Below are 15060 nucleotides of genomic sequence, written 5' to 3'. Positions count from 1 at the left end.
CAAAGGCCTGCGCCGTAAGAAACTCTTGCGCCGGCCCGCAGGGTCGGCGCGCCGCTTGGTTCAGAAAAACCAGCCCATCACCAATGGCGCGATGATTGCGGTCAGGATCGCATTCAGCCCCATCCCGATCGAGGCAAATGCCCCCGCCTGCTCATGCACCTGAAAGGCCCGCGCTGTGCCGATCCCGTGGGCCGCAACCCCTGTCGCCAAACCCCGCGCGCGCCAGTCGCGCACGCCGATCAGGTTCAGCAAAGGCGACACGATAATTGCCCCGATCATCCCCGTCAGCAGCACCAAAGCCGCCGTCAGCGTCGGCTCGCCTCCGAGGCTCTCGCTGATGCCGATTGCCACAGGCGCGGTGGCCGATTTCGGCGCCAGCGTGGCCAGCAGGCTGTGATCGGCCCCCAATGCCCAGGCAATGCTCAGCGCAGAGATCACCGCCGTGGCACTGCCAACCACAAGCCCCACCGTAATCGGCAGCCATGTCCGCTTGATCTCGCCGCGATTGGCATAAAGCGGCACCGCGAGGCAGACCGTCGCCGGACCCAGCATGAAATGCACGAATTGCGCGCCCTCGAAATACTGGTCATAGGGCGTGTTGGTCAGCGTCAGCAGCACCCCCAGAAACAGCACCGCAAGGGCAACCGGATTGGCCCAGGGCTTCCGCCCCGACGCACGGAAAATCGCATCTCCCGCCCAATAGGCAAAAAGCGTCGCACAAAGCCACAGAAGCGGCTGCGAGGCGAGATAGGACCAGATCGTGAAAGCATCCCTCATTTGTCGCGCCCTCCCTTGGTGAGGCGCAGCGTAATGGCAAAGGCCGCAGCCCCCGCCATCAGCGCCAGCGCGGTCGACCCGAACAGCGACAGCCCCAGCGCAAGCCCGTGGCTTGTCAGCGTGTGAAGATGCGCCACCACCCCCACCCCGACCGGCACGAAGAGAAGCGACAGATGCGACAGCAGCCCCTTGGCCGTCGGCTGCACCAACGCGCGCAGCCGTGCCGAGGCAAACAGCCCCAGCAGCATGAAGATCATGCCCAGAACCGGTCCCGGCAAAGGTAGCCCCACCCCGCGCGAGATGACCTCGCCCAGAAGCTGGAATAACAAGATGAAAGCAAAGGCAGCGACCATGATCCCTCCGGTACCCGAAACCGTAAAAAGATGTCCTCCCGATGCGTCAGCTATGGCACTGTGACCAACGCTCCACAAGGCAATGACCTCCGAAGCAATACACAGACTTGCGATAAATGCGATAATCTGGGGATAAATCGGCCTTTCCCCGCGCGCGACTGTGTCTTTGAATTGACACATGACAGATCGGCTGGGAAAAGGCGGCCTTATCCGGTGCCCTCGGGGGCCAAGATATCTGCGCGCTTCGCGCATCCTGTAGAAGGAATGGTGCCCTTGCGTTTCACCCGCTTGCGTCTCAACGGCTTCAAAAGCTTCGTCGACCCCACCGATCTGGTCATTCAGGACGGGCTGACGGGGGTTGTCGGCCCCAATGGCTGCGGCAAGTCGAACCTGCTTGAGGCGCTGCGCTGGGTGATGGGGGAAAACCGCCCCTCGGCGATGCGCGGCGGTGGCATGGAGGATGTGATCTTTGCGGGCACCTCCTCGCGCGGGGCGCGTAACTTTGCCGAGGTGGTGCTGCAGATCGACAACGAAGAACGCCTCGCGCCCTCGGGGTTCAACGACAGCGATCTTCTGGAAATCACTCGCCGCATCACCCGCGATGTGGGCTCGGCCTATAAGGTCAATACCAAGGATGTGCGCGCCCGCGATGTGCAGATGCTCTTTGCCGATGCCTCGACGGGGGCGCATTCGCCCGCACTTGTGCGTCAGGGCCAGATCAACGAGCTGATCAACGCCAAACCCAAGGCCCGCCGCCGGATTCTGGAAGAGGCCGCAGGGATTTCCGGCCTTTATCAGCGCCGCCATGAGGCAGAGCTGCGGCTGAAGGCCACCGAGGCCAATCTGGAACGCGTCGATGATGTGATCGACCAGCTGGCTAGCCAGCTGAACAGCCTTGCCCGTCAGGCGCGTCAGGCCGCGAAATACCGCCAGATCGGCGAGGAGCTGCGACGGTCCGAAGGGATGCTGCTGTACCGGCGCTGGCTTGAGGCCGATGAGACCCGCCAAGAGGCCGAAAAGGCTCTCAGCGCCATCATCGCCAATGCGGGCGTGGCCGAACGCGCCGCCCGTGACAGTGCCGAGCTGCGCGCCAATCTCGAAGAAATCCTGCCGCCCCTGCGCGAGGAAGACACGGTTGCCACCGCCATTCTACAGCGGCTTGTTCTGTCGCAGGACCAGCTGTCGCAGCAGGAAGCGCAGGCCCGCACCCAGATCGAGATGCTCAAGGGCCGGATTGCCCAGATCGACCGCGATATGGAGCGCGAGACCGGCCTGAACCGCGATGCGGGCGAGACCCTGGAACGGCTGGAATACGAGTTGCGTCAGATCACCCGTGACAGCGCGGGCCATGAGGATGCGCTGGCCGCCGCCGAAGAGGCCGCCGCCGAGGCCGCCGAGGTTGCCCGTGACCGCGAAGAGATCCTTGACCAGCTGACGGGCGATGTGGCCCAGCTGGCCGCCCGCCACCAGTCCGCCGAACGCCAGCTGGCCGATAGTCAGGCCGCAACCGAGCGTTTCGACCGCGCGGCCGCCGCCGCCCGCGTCAATGCCGCCGAGGCCGAAGAGGCGCTGGCCGAGGTCAATGACCGGATGGAGGCCGCCCGCGAGGCTGCTGCCGAGGCCACCGATATGGCCGATCAGGCCGAAGAGGCGCTGCATGGGGCCGAGGACCTGCGCGCCACCCTTGAGACCCGCGAAGGCGAGGCCCGCGAGGCCCGCGCCGAGGCCGAAGGGGTGATCACCGCGCTGAAATCCGAGGTCAGCGCCCTGACGCGTCTTCTGGACCGCGAGGCCATGTCGGGTCCGCAGATCCTTGACAGCATTACGGTTTCCAAGGGCTATGAGGCGGCTTTGGGGGCGGCACTTTCCGATGACCTCAATGCGCCCGAGGCGGCGGGCAATGCGGGCTCGGGCTGGCTAACCCTGCCGCCCCTTGGCGATGCCCCCGCCCTGCCCGATGGCGTGCCCGCGCTGGCCGAATATGTGCAGGCGCCCGAGGCTCTGGCCCGCCGCCTGTCGCAGATCGGCGTGGTAGAGACATGGGATCAGGGCGACCGCCTGCATCAGGACCTGCGCCCCGGCCAGCGGATCGTAACGCTTGCGGGCGACCTCTGGCGCTGGGACGGGCTGCGCGCGGGCGCCGAAGATGCGCCCTCTGCCGCCGCGCAACGTCTGCGCCAGCAAAACCGCCTGAGCGATCTGCGCGCCGATCTGGCCGAAGCCGAGGCCGCCGCCCAATCCGCCGTGCGCAACCATGAACAGCTGAAGCAGAAGCTGGCCGATGCCAATCTGGCCTTTACCCGTGCGCGCGACGCCCGCCGCGAAGCCGACCGCCGCATGGGCGAGGCGCAGCGCCAGATGTCGAAGGCCGAGGCCGACCGCTCGATCACTGAAGGCCGCCTTGAAGCCGCACGTCAGGCCGAGGGCCGCCATGGCGAGGAAGCCCGCGCCGCCCGTGAGGCGCTTGCGGAAGCGCAGGCCGCGATCAACGCCCTGCCCGCTTTGTCCAAGGCTCGCCAAGAGGTGGATCAGGTGAAAATCACGGTCGAGGCCGCGCGGATGACCATGCTCACGCGGCGCTCGGCTCAGGATGAGGTCCGCCGCGAAGGCGAGGCCCGCGCGCGCCGCCAGACGGAAATCACCGAGCAGCTTGCGGGCTGGAAGACCCGCCTTGCCACCGCCGAACGTCATGGCGCCGAACTGGCCGACCGCCGCGCCGAGGCGCTGGAAGAGCTGGAAGAGGCTATGGCCCTGCCCGAAGAGCTTAACGAACGCCGCGACGAGCTGCGCGAACAGATCCAGGAGGCAGAGGCGCGCAAATCCAAGGCCTCGACTGCGCTACAGGATGCCGAAACCCGCCTGCGCACCGCCCAGACCGTCGAACGCGAGACGGAAAAACAGGCCTCGGAAATCCGCGAAGCGCGGGCGCGGGCCGAAACCCGCGTGGAATCGGCGCGTGAGGCGCTGACTCTGGCGGTGGACTGGATCAGCGACGAGATGGATCTGGCCCCCGAGAGCCTGCTGAAATCACTGGAGATCGCGCCCGAGGATATGCCCACCATCTCCAAGCTGGAAAAGGCGGTGGCCGATCTGAAACGTGACCGCGATGCTTTGGGGGCGGTCAACCTGCGTGCCGAGGAAGACGCGCGAAGCATTCAGGAAGAACATGACACGCTGTTCACCGAGAAGGGCGATCTGGAGGATGCCATCGCCAAGCTGCGCGGCGGGATCAACGGGCTGAACCGCGAGGGGCGCGAGCGTCTGCTGGCCGCTTTCGAGCAGGTCAACCAGAACTTCCGTCAGCTGTTCACCCACCTCTTCTCGGGCGGCGATGCCCGTCTGGCGCTGGTGGAATCCGACGACCCGCTGGAAGCGGGCCTTGAGATCATGTGCCAGCCGCCGGGCAAGAAGCTGTCGACGCTGTCGCTTCTGTCGGGGGGCGAGCAGACACTGACCGCGATGGCGCTGATCTTTGCCGTCTTCATGGCGAACCCCGCGCCGATCTGTGTGCTCGACGAGGTCGATGCGCCGCTTGATGACGCCAATGTCACCCGCTTCTGCGACCTGCTGGACGAGATGACCCGCCGCACCGATACCCGCTTTCTGATCATCACCCACCATGCCGTGACCATGAGCCGCATGGACCGTCTTTTCGGTGTGACAATGCAGGAACAGGGTGTAAGCCAGCTGGTATCGGTCGATCTGAAAAAAGCCGAAGCAATGGTCGCCTGAGACGGACCATAAGGACCCACATGAAACAGTTTCTTCTTCCTCTTGCCTGTATGGGCCTTCTGGCCAGCGCCGCGACGGTTCAGGCCGCGGCGGTCACGGCCAAACCCAGCACGGTTTCCGCCTTCCTCGAAGCATATGGCCTGCCGGTCACGCAGGGCACGGATGACTCGGGTGATCCGATGCTGGACAGCCGGATCAACGGCACGCATTTCTCGGTCTATTTCTACGGCTGCCGTGGCAATACCAACTGCCGGACCATCCAGTTCTCGACCGGCTACGATCTGGACCAGCCGATGAGCGCGACCATGATCAACGAATGGAACCGCAATAACCGCTTCGGACGTGCCTATCTTGATGACGAGGGCGACCCCTTCCTCGAGATGGACATCAATCTGGATGGCGACGGCGTGAACGAGAAGAATTTCGATGTCTCGCTGGACCTGTGGAAGGCCGTCACCCGCGATTTCGAGCATTTCATCGACTGGTAAGCCCCTGCCTGCATGACAGGTCCATGAAAGGGCGCGCGGCGGGTGCATTCCCCTTGCGCCCGCATCCATGCGCGCCTAGCGTCCGGTGCACGCTTTTTGCGCGCATCATGAGGACCCCATGTCGAAAATCGAAACCCGCCTGTCCGACCTGAACATCACCCTGCCCGCCGCCCCCGCGCCTGCAGCGAATTACGTGCCCTATGTGATCACCGGAAACCAGCTTTATGTCTCGGGACAGATCTCGGCCAGCGCCGAAGGTCTGGTCACGGGCCGTCTGGGCGAAACGATGGATGTGGCCGAAGGCGCTGCCGCCGCGCGCCTGTGCGGGCTGGCGCTGATTGCGCAGGCGAAAGCCGCGCTTGGCGATCTGGACCGCATCACCCGCGTGGTCAAACTCGGCGGTTTCGTCAATTCCACCGCAGAGTTCATCGACCAACCCAAAGTGGTGAATGGCTGCTCCGACCTGATGGTCGAGGTCTTCGGTGATGCGGGCCGCCACGCCCGTTCGGCGGTCGCCACGCCCGCCCTGCCGCTGGGTGTGGCCGTAGAGATCGACGCCGTCTTCGAGATCGCAGATGCTTGACCCGCGCTTCCTCAGCCTGCCCATCGCGCATCGGGCCTTTCATGACCGCGCGAAGGGCCGCCCCGAAAACAGCCTGGCCGCCATTCGTGCCGCCATCGCAGCGGGCTATGGCATAGAGATCGACCTGCAGCTTTCGGCAGATGGCGTGGCGATGGTCTTCCATGACTATTCTCTGGACCGCCTGACCGACGCGACCGGCCCGCTGCATGCCCGCAGTGCCGCCGAGTTGCAGGCCATCTGTCTGCGTGATGCCGATGAGGGCATCCCGACATTTGCCGAAGTGCTGGATCTGGTGGCAGGACAGGTGCCGCTTCTGGTCGAGATCAAAAATCAGGATGACCCCGACGGGGCGGGGCTTGGCCCGCTGGAACAGGCCGCGGCAGAGGCGCTTGCGGGGTATCAGGGGCCGGTCGCCGTGATGGGGTTCAACCCCGCCTCCATCGCCCTGTTCCATGCGGCAGCCCCCGCTGTGGCGGTCGGGCTGACCACCTATGCCGAATGGTCGGCCGAAGATTTCCCCACCCTGAGCGAGGACCAGCGCGCCCGCTTGCGCGGGATCGCCGATTATGACCGTGTGGGGGCCTGCTTTATCTCGCACCACTGGAAAGACCTCGGCATGGCGCGGGTGGCTGCCCTGAAGGCCGAGGGCGCGCATATCCTGTGCTGGACGATCCGCAGCGACGCAGAGGAAGCCAAGGCCCGCGAGATTGCCGAAAACGTGACCTTCGAGGGCTATGCCTCGGCCCTGCCCGACGCTTGACCTGCGGCGTGATCCGGTCATCATCGGCTCCGACAGGAGCCTGCGATGACCGATCAGATTGAACTGGAACTGGCCGAGGGCGTCTCGGCCATCTACCCCGCTTTGTGGGATAGCTGCGCCTGTCCTGAAACCCGCGACGGCGGGCGCGCTTATGACCCTTTCACCACGCATCGCTTCCTTTCGGCGCTTGAGGCCTCGGGGTCGGTCGGGCGCGGCACGGGCTGGGACCCGCGCCCCATTGTGGCCCGCGCGGGCGAAACGGTTCTGGGCGTGGCGCCGCTTTACGTCAAATCCCATAGTCAGGGCGAATATGTCTTTGACCACGGCTGGGCAGATGCTTTTGAGCGCGCGGGCGGGCAATATTACCCCAAACTACAATGCGCGGTGCCCTTCACGCCCTGCACGGGCAGGCGGCTGCTGACAGCACCAAATCACGCCGAGACAGGCCGCGCCGCCCTTCTGGCGGGCATGGCGCAGGTGGCGGAAAATAACGGGCTGTCCTCGGTTCATATGACCTTCTGCCTTGAAGATGAGGCCGATCTGGCCGAGGGCGCGGGCTATCTGCACCGCCACGGCCAGCAATTCCATTTCTACAATCAGGGCTATGCCGATTTCGACGCCTTCCTTGCGCAGCTCTCCTCGCGCAAACGCAAGGCGCTGAAGAAGGAACGCACCCGCGCCCAAGGCTTTGGTGGCGAGATCCGGCAGTTGACAGGCGATGACATCCGCCCGGAGCATTGGGACGCCTTCTGGACCTTCTATCAGGACACAGGCGCGCGCAAATGGGGCAGCCCCTATCTGACGCGGGCCTTTTTCGACGCGCTGCACGAGATGCGCGAGGATGTGCTTCTGGTGCTGGCGCTGCGCGAAGGCCGCCCCATTGCGGGCGCGCTTAACCTGATCGGGCGCGATTGTCTCTATGGCCGCTATTGGGGATGTATCGAGGATCACCCCTATCTGCATTTCGAGCTATGCTACCATCAGGCGGTGGATTACGCGCTGGCCCACGGGCTGGCGCGCGTGGAAGCGGGCGCGCAGGGCGAACACAAACTGGCGCGCGGATATCTGCCCCATATCACCCATTCGGCGCATTGGATCACCCACCCGGGTTTGCGCCACGCGATTTCGGACTATCTGGAGGCTGAACGCGCGGCAATCGACGAGGATGTCGAGGTCATGACCGAGATGGGGCCCTTCCGGAGCAAGGGTTGAAGTCTGCTTGGCCTGCCTCTATCCGCCGCGCAGAAGGCCTGCATAAACCAATGCCGCGCACAGATAGATAAAGGACCGAAGACGCATGGACGAGCTGAACCTGCAAAACCTGACAGATGTAAGCCAATGGATCACCCCCGAACGGGTCGATGCCGTGGTTCTGGCCACGCTCAATGTGCTCACCGCGCTGGTGATCCTGATCGTCGCCCTGTTCATTTCGGGCTGGGCGAAGGGACGTATCTCGCGGCTTGCGGCGCGGCATCGCCGCCTTGATGACACGCTTTTCGGCTTTCTGGGCAATATCGCGAAATATCTGATCCTCGCGATCGGCTTCATCTTCATTCTCAACCGCTTCGGCATCCAGACCACCTCGCTGGCCGCTCTGATCGGTGCCGCCGGTCTGGCCATCGGTCTGGCGCTTCAGGGCACGCTGTCCTCGCTGGCCTCGGGGGTGATGATCATCATGTTCCGCCCCTTCCGCGTGGGCGATTACATCGCAGCGGGCAGCGAATCCGGCACCGTGACCGAGATCTCGCTGTTCTATGTCATCCTGAAAACCTATGACGGCATCCAGATCGTGGTCCCGAACTCGGATATCTGGTCGTCTTCGATCACCAATTATTCGGCCAATACCACCCGCATGATGGATCTCACCATCGGCATTTCCTATGACAGCGACATCAAACTGGCCAAGGAGATCCTGCAGAAGATCGTCGACGAAGACCCGCGCGTGCTGAAAGACCCCGCCCCGACCATCGGGGTAAAAGAGCTGGGCGACAGTTCGATCAACCTGCTGTTCCGCGCGTGGTGCAATACCGATGTCTACTGGAAATTCCGCTGGGAGCTGTTCGAATTTGTCAAAAAGGAATTTGACGCGAATGGCATCGGCATTCCCTTCCCCACCCGCGAGATCGTGTTCGACAACAAACTGGAGATGGTCAAACTGAAAGACCAAAACCCCCAAAAGCGGCTTTCCTCCGGTTTGGAAAACGGGACGGAAACCGGTGTCGGGGCGGTGACGCAGGAAGACAAATTGAAGTAAGCCGCAAATCGGCTACACTGGCGCGACACAACAAGCGGGCGGGAATTTCCTGCCCGCTTTCCAAAGGGATCACCGGATATGGCAAGCAAGCTGAACCAAGACGAACGCGCCTCTCTTCTGCCGGTTCTACAGGAGAATGGCTGGCGGACGGCCAAGCAATCGGACGCCATTCGCAAGGTCTGGAAATTCGAGAATTTCGAGCAGGCTTGGGGCTTCATGGCGCAGGCGGCGCTGCTGGCCGAGAAGATGGACCACCACCCCGACTGGCGCAATGTCTATAACGTGGTGGATGTCGAGCTTTCGACCCATTCCTGCAAAGGTCTCAGCATTCTGGATTACGAACTGGCCCGCGCGCTGGATGCCATTCCGCATAAGGGCAAGGTGCTGTTCCAGTCCCCCCTGCCCGAGCGCGAACCCGGTCAGGACGAGGTTGATGAACCCGACCCCCGCCCCGATCTGGGCACCGATCTGAGCGAGGATTTTCTGGACTAGGCAATAGGTTCGAAAACGCGCGGCAGATAGCCGGCGGGGTCGGCTCTGCCGGAACACGCGCATGTTCCGGCCCCTCGGTCGGCGGGGGGATCACGCCCCCCGCAGGTCCTCGATATAGATCCGCACGGCGTCTTGCACATGGCGGAAACGGTCGCCGCCCAAGTGTTTGCCGCCATACCAGCGGGTGACCACGATCAGATGGTTCTCCAGCCCCTCGCGTTCCAGCATCCGCAGGATCACCATGCCCGCGCCCGACTCGCCATCATCGTTTTTCACCGGCGCCTCGGGCGTCAGCAGGCCCCATGTGTTATGCGTGGCCTTGGCGAATTTCTTGGAGCGGCAGAGGTCCTTGATCAGCGCCTTGGCCTCGTCTTCCGAGGCGCAAGGCGCGCCGGAAACCGCATATTTCGAGCCGCGGTCGCTGATGATATTGTCGATGGTGGTCAGCTTAGCCATCCGAGGCCGCCTCCAGCTTGGCCATCGCCTCGTCATTCAGCTGCAGGTCGATCGCGCCCAGAAGGGTCTCTAGCTGCGCCATAGTCGAGGCCGAGACGATCGGCGCCGACACGCCCTCCCGCGCCATCGCCCAAGCGGTGGCCACCTGTGCCATAGGCGCACCCATGCCATCCGCCACCTCTGACAGCGCATCCAGAATGCGAAGGCCCCGCGCATCCAGATATTTCGCCGCATGGCGGGCACGGGGAATGCCGTTGAAATCGTCCGGCTTGCGGTATTTGCCAGACAGAAACCCTGCCGCCAGCGTGAAAAAGGTCACGGCCCCGAGGCCCTGCGCCTTCACCAGCGGCAGCAGGTCCTGTTCAAATCCGCTGCGCGCCGAAAGGCTGTATTCGGGCTGGACCACCTTGATCCCCGTCACATTCATCTGCCGCGCCAGAGACAGCGCCGAGGCCAGACGGTCGGGTGCGAAATTCGACGCGCCCATCGCGCGGATCTTGCCCTGAACGCGCAGCATCTCGAACGTTTCCAGAACCTCTTCCTGCGGCACATCCCCGTCATCGGCATGGGCAAAATAGAGGTCGATATAATCGGTGCGCAGACGGGTCAGCGACTCGTCAATCGCGGCCAGAATATTCTCGCGCCGCAGCCCCTTGCGCCATGACAGCTTGCCCACCTTGGTATAGATCACCACATCGTCGCGCCGCTTGCGGGCGGCCAGCCAGTCGCCGATCATCGCCTCGGATTCACCGCCCTGCATACCCTCGCCCCAATAGGAATAGCTGTCGGCGGTATCAATCGAGGTCACCCCCGCCTCCACCAACCGGTCCAGCATGGCAAAAGAGGTCGCGCGATCTGCCGTCCAGCCCAGAACATTGCCGCCAAAGACGAAGGGAGAAACAGTCAGGCCCGATTGGCCAAGCGGTTTATGCTGCATAGTGATCACCCTCTAGGCGCGGCACGAAAAATGGCCCCGAAGGGCCATTGGTGACGGGATTTCCCGCCCTTTTCAAGATGGGGCGATTCAGATCGCCTCAAGCATGCTCTCGCCGCCCGAGATATCGCAGGTGCCTGCGTTCTCTTCCTTGTGCAGAACTTTCACCACGCCATCCACGACATACATCGCATAGCGCAGCGAGCGGTCCTTGAAACCGATGGCGGGGGCCGAGAAGTTCATCCCGATGGCGCTGGTGAAGGCGCTTTCCGCATCGGCCAGCATGGTGATGCCCGCAGCCCCCGCGCCGGTCGATTTCGACCATGCATCCACCACGAAGGGGTCGTTGACGGTGATGCAGATCACCTCGTCCACGCCCTTCTCGGCAAATTTCTCGCGGGTACGCATGAAGCTCGGGACATGGGCGGTGGTGCAGGTGCCGGTAAAGGCGCCCGGCAGACCGAAGATCACCACTTTGCGGCCTTTCATCTTGTCACCAAGGCTTACGGTTGTCGGGCCTTCGCCGCCAAGCGCCAAAAGGGTTGCCCCGGGAAGCACGTCGCCTTCACTGATCGTCATGTCGCTCTCCTGTCGCGTTGCACATGTTTGCCGGTAAGTTATAGGGTTCGGCAGCAAGAGCACCAGAGGGAAAGAGAAATGTCAGGTATCGTGATCATCGGGGCTGGACAGGCCGCAGCCTCTCTGGCGGCCAAGCTGCGGACCGAGGGCTATGAGGGCGCGGTGACGATTATCGGCGAGGAGCCTGTGGCGCCCTATCAGCGCCCGCCCCTGTCAAAGGCCTATCTGCTGGGCGAGATGCCGCTGGAGCGCCTGACCCTGCGGTCGCCGGAATTCTGGGCCGAGCAGAACATCACCCTGAAGCTGGGCACGCGGGTTGATCGCATCGACCCTGCCGCGAAACGGGTGCATATGGCGGGCGAGGTATTGGGCTATGACCAGCTGGCGCTCTGCACAGGGGCCGACCCGAAACGCCTCGCCCCTGCCTTGGGCGGCGATCTGGGCAATCTCTTCACCATCCGCAATCTGGCCGATATCGACGCGCTAGCGCCGCAAATGGTGGCGGGCAAGCGTCTGGTGGTGATCGGCGGCGGCTATATTGGCCTCGAGACAGCGGCAGTGGCGCGCAAGCTGGGGCTGAAGGTCACTCTGGTGCAGGCCTCCGAGCGGATCCTGCGCCGCGTGGCCTGCCGCGAGACGGCAGATGCGGTGCGCGCGCTGCATCAGGCCGAAGGGGTGACGATCCTTGAAGGCACCAGCCTGCGGGAACTGCGCGGGGATGGCATGGTGGACAGTGTCGAGCTGGTTGATGGCACGGTTCTGCCCGCCGATCTGGTGGTGGTCGGCATCGGTGTCACCCCTGCGACGCGGCTGGCCGAAGAGGCGGGGCTGGTCTTAGGCGATGGCATTGTGACCGACAGTCAGGGCCGCACCTCGGACCCGCATATCTGGTCGGCAGGCGATTGCGCCGAGATCAACCTGAACAGCGCGCGGATGCGGCTGGAATCGGTGGGCAATGCCATTGATATGGGCGAGCTGGTGGCCTGCAACATGCTGGGCGCGGGCAAGGACTATCAGCCCAAGCCGTGGTTCTGGTCGGATATGTTTGCCTCCAAGCTGCAGATCGCGGGCTGGAATGGCGGCTATACCCGAGTGATCGCGAAAGATGTGGATGGCCAGAGCTTCTGGTATTTCCGCGACGATCAGCTGATTGCGGTGGATGCGCTGGATGCGCCAAGGGCCTATATGGTGGGCAAGCGCCTGATCGAGGCGGGGTCGGATGTGACCCCCGCCGAGGTTGAGGCGGCGGTGGATTTGAAATCTTTGATGCGGCGGTAAAAGATGCGGATTATTGGTGGCGAGAAGCGCGGGCTAAAGCTGACGGATGTGGGCGAAGGCGATGCCAAGGGGCATCTGCGCCCCACAACGGACCGCGTGCGCGAGTCGATTTTCAACCTGCTGGTCAATGGCACGCATGGCAATCCGATCCCCGAGGCGCGGGTGCTGGACCTGTTTGCGGGCACGGGGGCTTTGGGGCTTGAGGCGCTGTCGCGCGGGGCCAAACGTGTGGCTTTTGTCGATGAGGGCACGCCTGCGCGGATATTGCTGCGCAAGAATATCGAGCTGATGCGGGCGATGGGGGTCACCGACCTTTGGCGGCGCGATGCGACCCGCATGGGGCCCTGCCGTGGCGAGGGCTACGACCTGATCTTCCTCGACCCGCCCTATGGCATGGGGCTGGGCGAGAAGGCGATTGCGTCGTGTCTGGAAAACGGCTGGATCGCGCCGGGGGCGATGGTGGTCTGGGAAGAGAATGTGGCGCCTGTGGTGCCTGCGCCGCTGGAGCAGATCGACCAGCGCAAATATGGCGATACGGTCGTGACTTTGGCCCTGATGCCGGAGGCGGAATGATGGTGAAAGCGGTTATCTTCGATTGCGACGGGGTCTTGGTGGATAGCGAGCCGATGACCTTCGATCTGCTGCAAGAGGAGTTCACGGCGCATGGCTTGGAACTGACCCTGCATGAGATGGAGCGCATATTTATCGGTGGCACCATCGAGGGCTGTGCCGCGCGCGCCCGCGAGATGGGGGCCTCCCTGCCCGCCGATTGGGGGGATCATTATTATGCGGTGCTCTGCGAGAGGCTGCGCGCGGGCACGCCTTTGATGGCGGGGGTGCCGGAGCTGCTGGATCGGCTGGATGCCGAGGACATTTCCTATGCGGTGGGGTCCAATGGTCGGCATGTGAAGATGGCCGCCACATTGGGGCAGCATCCCGAGATACGGGCCAAGCTGGAGGGGCGGTTGTTCTCCGGACAGGAGGATGTGGCGCATCCAAAGCCCGCGCCGGACCTCTATCTGCATTGCGCCGAAGCGCTGGGGGTTGCGCCTGCGGAGTGCGTCGTGATCGAGGACAGTCCAGCGGGCGCGCGGGCCGCAGTGGCGGCGGGCATGCGCTGTCTGGGCTATGCGCCGCAGGGCGATCATCCGGCCTTGGCGGCCACGGGGGCCGAGCTGTTTACCGATATGGCACAGGTCCCTGCCCTGCTTGGGCTGGGCGGATAGACCTCTGCCTCCAGACCCGATTTGACCGGCGCCATTGAGGCCCCGGCCAAATCGGTCGGCGCATGGCGCCTCCGGCCCCGCCCGACCGGCGCAGACCGAAGGGATCGTTTCCGTGGTCGGAACCATTTTAGCGATTCCCCCGTATTGTCCATTCGCAGCCCCATTTCAGCCCAAATTCAAACCGATCTTTTGCAGGACGAAATGACTCAAGGGTTGCTGCAAATGGACCGTCTGACAGAAATGGAAGCCTTTGCCACGGTGGTGGACCAAGGTGGCTTTACCGATGCCGCCAAGAAGATGGGGATTTCCAAATCTGCCGTGTCCAAACATGTATCCGCCTTGGAGACCCGTCTGGGCGCACGGCTTCTCAACCGCACCACGCGCCGCGTCTCGCCCACCGAGATCGGCATGGCCTATTACGACCGCGCGCGACGGGTTCTGAATGATGCGGGCGAAGCCGATGCTCTGGTGACCTCGATGCAGACTGCGCCTTCGGGCACGCTGCGGATTTCAGTCGCCACCGATTTCGGTGTGCATCTGCTCTCGCCGGTGCTGGGCAATTTTCTGAGTGCCTATCCGGATATCACCGTAAATATGGTGCTGAACAACCGCTATGTCGAACTGATCTCGGAGGGGTTCGATATGGCCATCCGGCTGGGCGAGATGGAAGACAGCAGCCTGCGGGCGCGCAAGCTGACGGAAACCGGGCAGAAAATCATCGCCGCCCCCGGTTATTTCCAGAAATACGGCCGCCCGTTGAAGATCGACGATCTCAACAATCACAAACTTCTGCATTATTCCAACCAGTCCACCGGAAATGTCTGGAAGATCACCGCCCCTTCGGGCGAGCGCCGTCAGGTGCGTTCGGCGGGCTGGCTGACCGTGAATGACGGGCAGTCATTGCTGCAAGCGGCCATCAGCGGTCTGGGCATCGCCTATCTTCCCTCCTTCCTATGTGCCGACGCCTTGAAAAAAGGGCTGGTCGAAGAGGCGCTCCCCGATCTGCCGGATGACCCGCTGGGGATCTATGCGATCTACCCTCCGGGTCGCTATACGCAGCCCAAAGTGCGGGCATTCATGGATTTTCTGGTCGACACCTTTCAGGATCGCGGCCCCGACAACTGGTAAGCGCCAGAGCATCTGACACA

The 15060-nt window shown here is 63.4% G+C and carries 16 protein-coding genes; 11 read left to right on the top strand and 5 right to left on the bottom strand.

Annotated elements, in window-relative coordinates; all coding sequences use genetic code 11:
• Positions 1-60: 60 nt before the first annotated feature.
• Together AC2ISB_RS01535 and AC2ISB_RS01530 are read right to left on the bottom strand one after the other, a co-directional pair.
• Positions 61-777 (bottom strand): LrgB family protein, encoded by a 717-nt coding sequence (locus tag AC2ISB_RS01535; RefSeq protein ID WP_339109091.1) that lies wholly within the window; start codon positions 775-777, stop codon positions 61-63.
• Complete coding sequence (locus tag AC2ISB_RS01530; RefSeq protein ID WP_486575726.1) at positions 774-1130, bottom strand: CidA/LrgA family protein; 357 nt, start codon at positions 1128-1130, stop codon at positions 774-776. Before AC2ISB_RS01530 ends, AC2ISB_RS01535 begins: the two co-directional genes overlap by 4 nt.
• A 273-nt stretch (positions 1131-1403) precedes the next feature.
• Here AC2ISB_RS01530 and smc point away from each other — a divergent pair, with 273 nt between their 5' ends.
• The 7 genes from smc to AC2ISB_RS01495 all read left to right on the top strand — a co-directional run bounded on the left by smc (position 1404) and on the right by AC2ISB_RS01495 (position 9439).
• A complete protein-coding gene (smc, locus tag AC2ISB_RS01525) occupies positions 1404-4862 on the top strand; it encodes a chromosome segregation protein SMC (protein ID WP_486575724.1) in 3459 nt (1152 codons plus the stop codon).
• A gap of 20 nt (positions 4863-4882) precedes the next feature.
• Positions 4883-5350: a YbjN domain-containing protein gene (locus AC2ISB_RS01520; RefSeq protein WP_339109088.1), complete on the top strand. Its 468-nt coding sequence runs from the start codon at positions 4883-4885 to the stop codon at positions 5348-5350.
• Positions 5351-5468: 118 nt separating this feature from the next.
• A complete protein-coding gene (locus AC2ISB_RS01515) occupies positions 5469-5933 on the top strand; it encodes a RidA family protein (RefSeq protein ID WP_339109087.1) in 465 nt (154 codons plus the stop codon).
• A complete protein-coding gene (locus AC2ISB_RS01510) occupies positions 5926-6693 on the top strand; it encodes a glycerophosphodiester phosphodiesterase family protein (protein ID WP_486575722.1) in 768 nt (255 codons plus the stop codon). Before AC2ISB_RS01515 ends, AC2ISB_RS01510 begins: the two co-directional genes overlap by 8 nt.
• Positions 6694-6738: 45 nt before the next feature.
• Entirely contained in the window at positions 6739-7905 is a 1167-nt protein-coding gene (locus AC2ISB_RS01505) for a GNAT family N-acetyltransferase (RefSeq protein ID WP_486575720.1), read from the top strand.
• 85 nt (positions 7906-7990) lie between these two features.
• On the top strand, positions 7991-8947 hold the full coding sequence (locus tag AC2ISB_RS01500; RefSeq protein ID WP_486575718.1) for a mechanosensitive ion channel family protein: 957 nt from the start codon (positions 7991-7993) through the stop codon (positions 8945-8947).
• A gap of 78 nt (positions 8948-9025) precedes the next feature.
• Complete coding sequence (locus AC2ISB_RS01495) at positions 9026-9439, top strand: 4a-hydroxytetrahydrobiopterin dehydratase (RefSeq protein ID WP_339109083.1); 414 nt, start codon at positions 9026-9028, stop codon at positions 9437-9439.
• 90 nt (positions 9440-9529) lie between these two features.
• Here the strand turns inward: AC2ISB_RS01495 and AC2ISB_RS01490 are convergent, their stop codons facing one another.
• The 3 genes from AC2ISB_RS01490 to AC2ISB_RS01480 form a co-directional block, all read right to left on the bottom strand.
• On the bottom strand, positions 9530-9895 hold the full coding sequence (locus tag AC2ISB_RS01490) for a YigZ family protein (RefSeq protein ID WP_486575715.1): 366 nt from the start codon (positions 9893-9895) through the stop codon (positions 9530-9532).
• Complete coding sequence (locus AC2ISB_RS01485; RefSeq protein WP_486575713.1) at positions 9888-10832, bottom strand: aldo/keto reductase; 945 nt, start codon at positions 10830-10832, stop codon at positions 9888-9890. Before AC2ISB_RS01485 ends, AC2ISB_RS01490 begins: the two co-directional genes overlap by 8 nt.
• An 87-nt stretch (positions 10833-10919) precedes the next feature.
• Positions 10920-11408: a peroxiredoxin gene (locus tag AC2ISB_RS01480; RefSeq protein ID WP_339109081.1), complete on the bottom strand. Its 489-nt coding sequence runs from the start codon at positions 11406-11408 to the stop codon at positions 10920-10922.
• A gap of 78 nt (positions 11409-11486) precedes the next feature.
• Here AC2ISB_RS01480 and AC2ISB_RS01475 point away from each other — a divergent pair, with 78 nt between their 5' ends.
• The 4 genes from AC2ISB_RS01475 to AC2ISB_RS01460 all read left to right on the top strand — a co-directional run bounded on the left by AC2ISB_RS01475 (position 11487) and on the right by AC2ISB_RS01460 (position 15040).
• Entirely contained in the window at positions 11487-12686 is a 1200-nt protein-coding gene (locus AC2ISB_RS01475; RefSeq protein WP_486575711.1) for an NAD(P)/FAD-dependent oxidoreductase, read from the top strand.
• 3 nt (positions 12687-12689) lie between these two features.
• Entirely contained in the window at positions 12690-13259 is a 570-nt protein-coding gene (gene rsmD, locus AC2ISB_RS01470) for a 16S rRNA (guanine(966)-N(2))-methyltransferase RsmD (protein ID WP_406720294.1), read from the top strand.
• Positions 13259-13912, top strand: a complete 654-nt coding sequence (locus tag AC2ISB_RS01465; RefSeq protein ID WP_486576728.1) for an HAD family hydrolase — start codon at positions 13259-13261, stop codon at positions 13910-13912. Before rsmD ends, AC2ISB_RS01465 begins: the two co-directional genes overlap by 1 nt.
• A gap of 222 nt (positions 13913-14134) precedes the next feature.
• Complete coding sequence (locus tag AC2ISB_RS01460) at positions 14135-15040, top strand: LysR family transcriptional regulator (protein WP_339109077.1); 906 nt, start codon at positions 14135-14137, stop codon at positions 15038-15040.
• The last annotated feature ends 20 nt before the right edge of the window (positions 15041-15060 follow it).

The sequence above is a fragment of the Thioclava sp. NS-SX20 genome (genome assembly GCF_057380695.1).
This window is presented reverse-complemented; position numbering and strand designations above follow the sequence as displayed.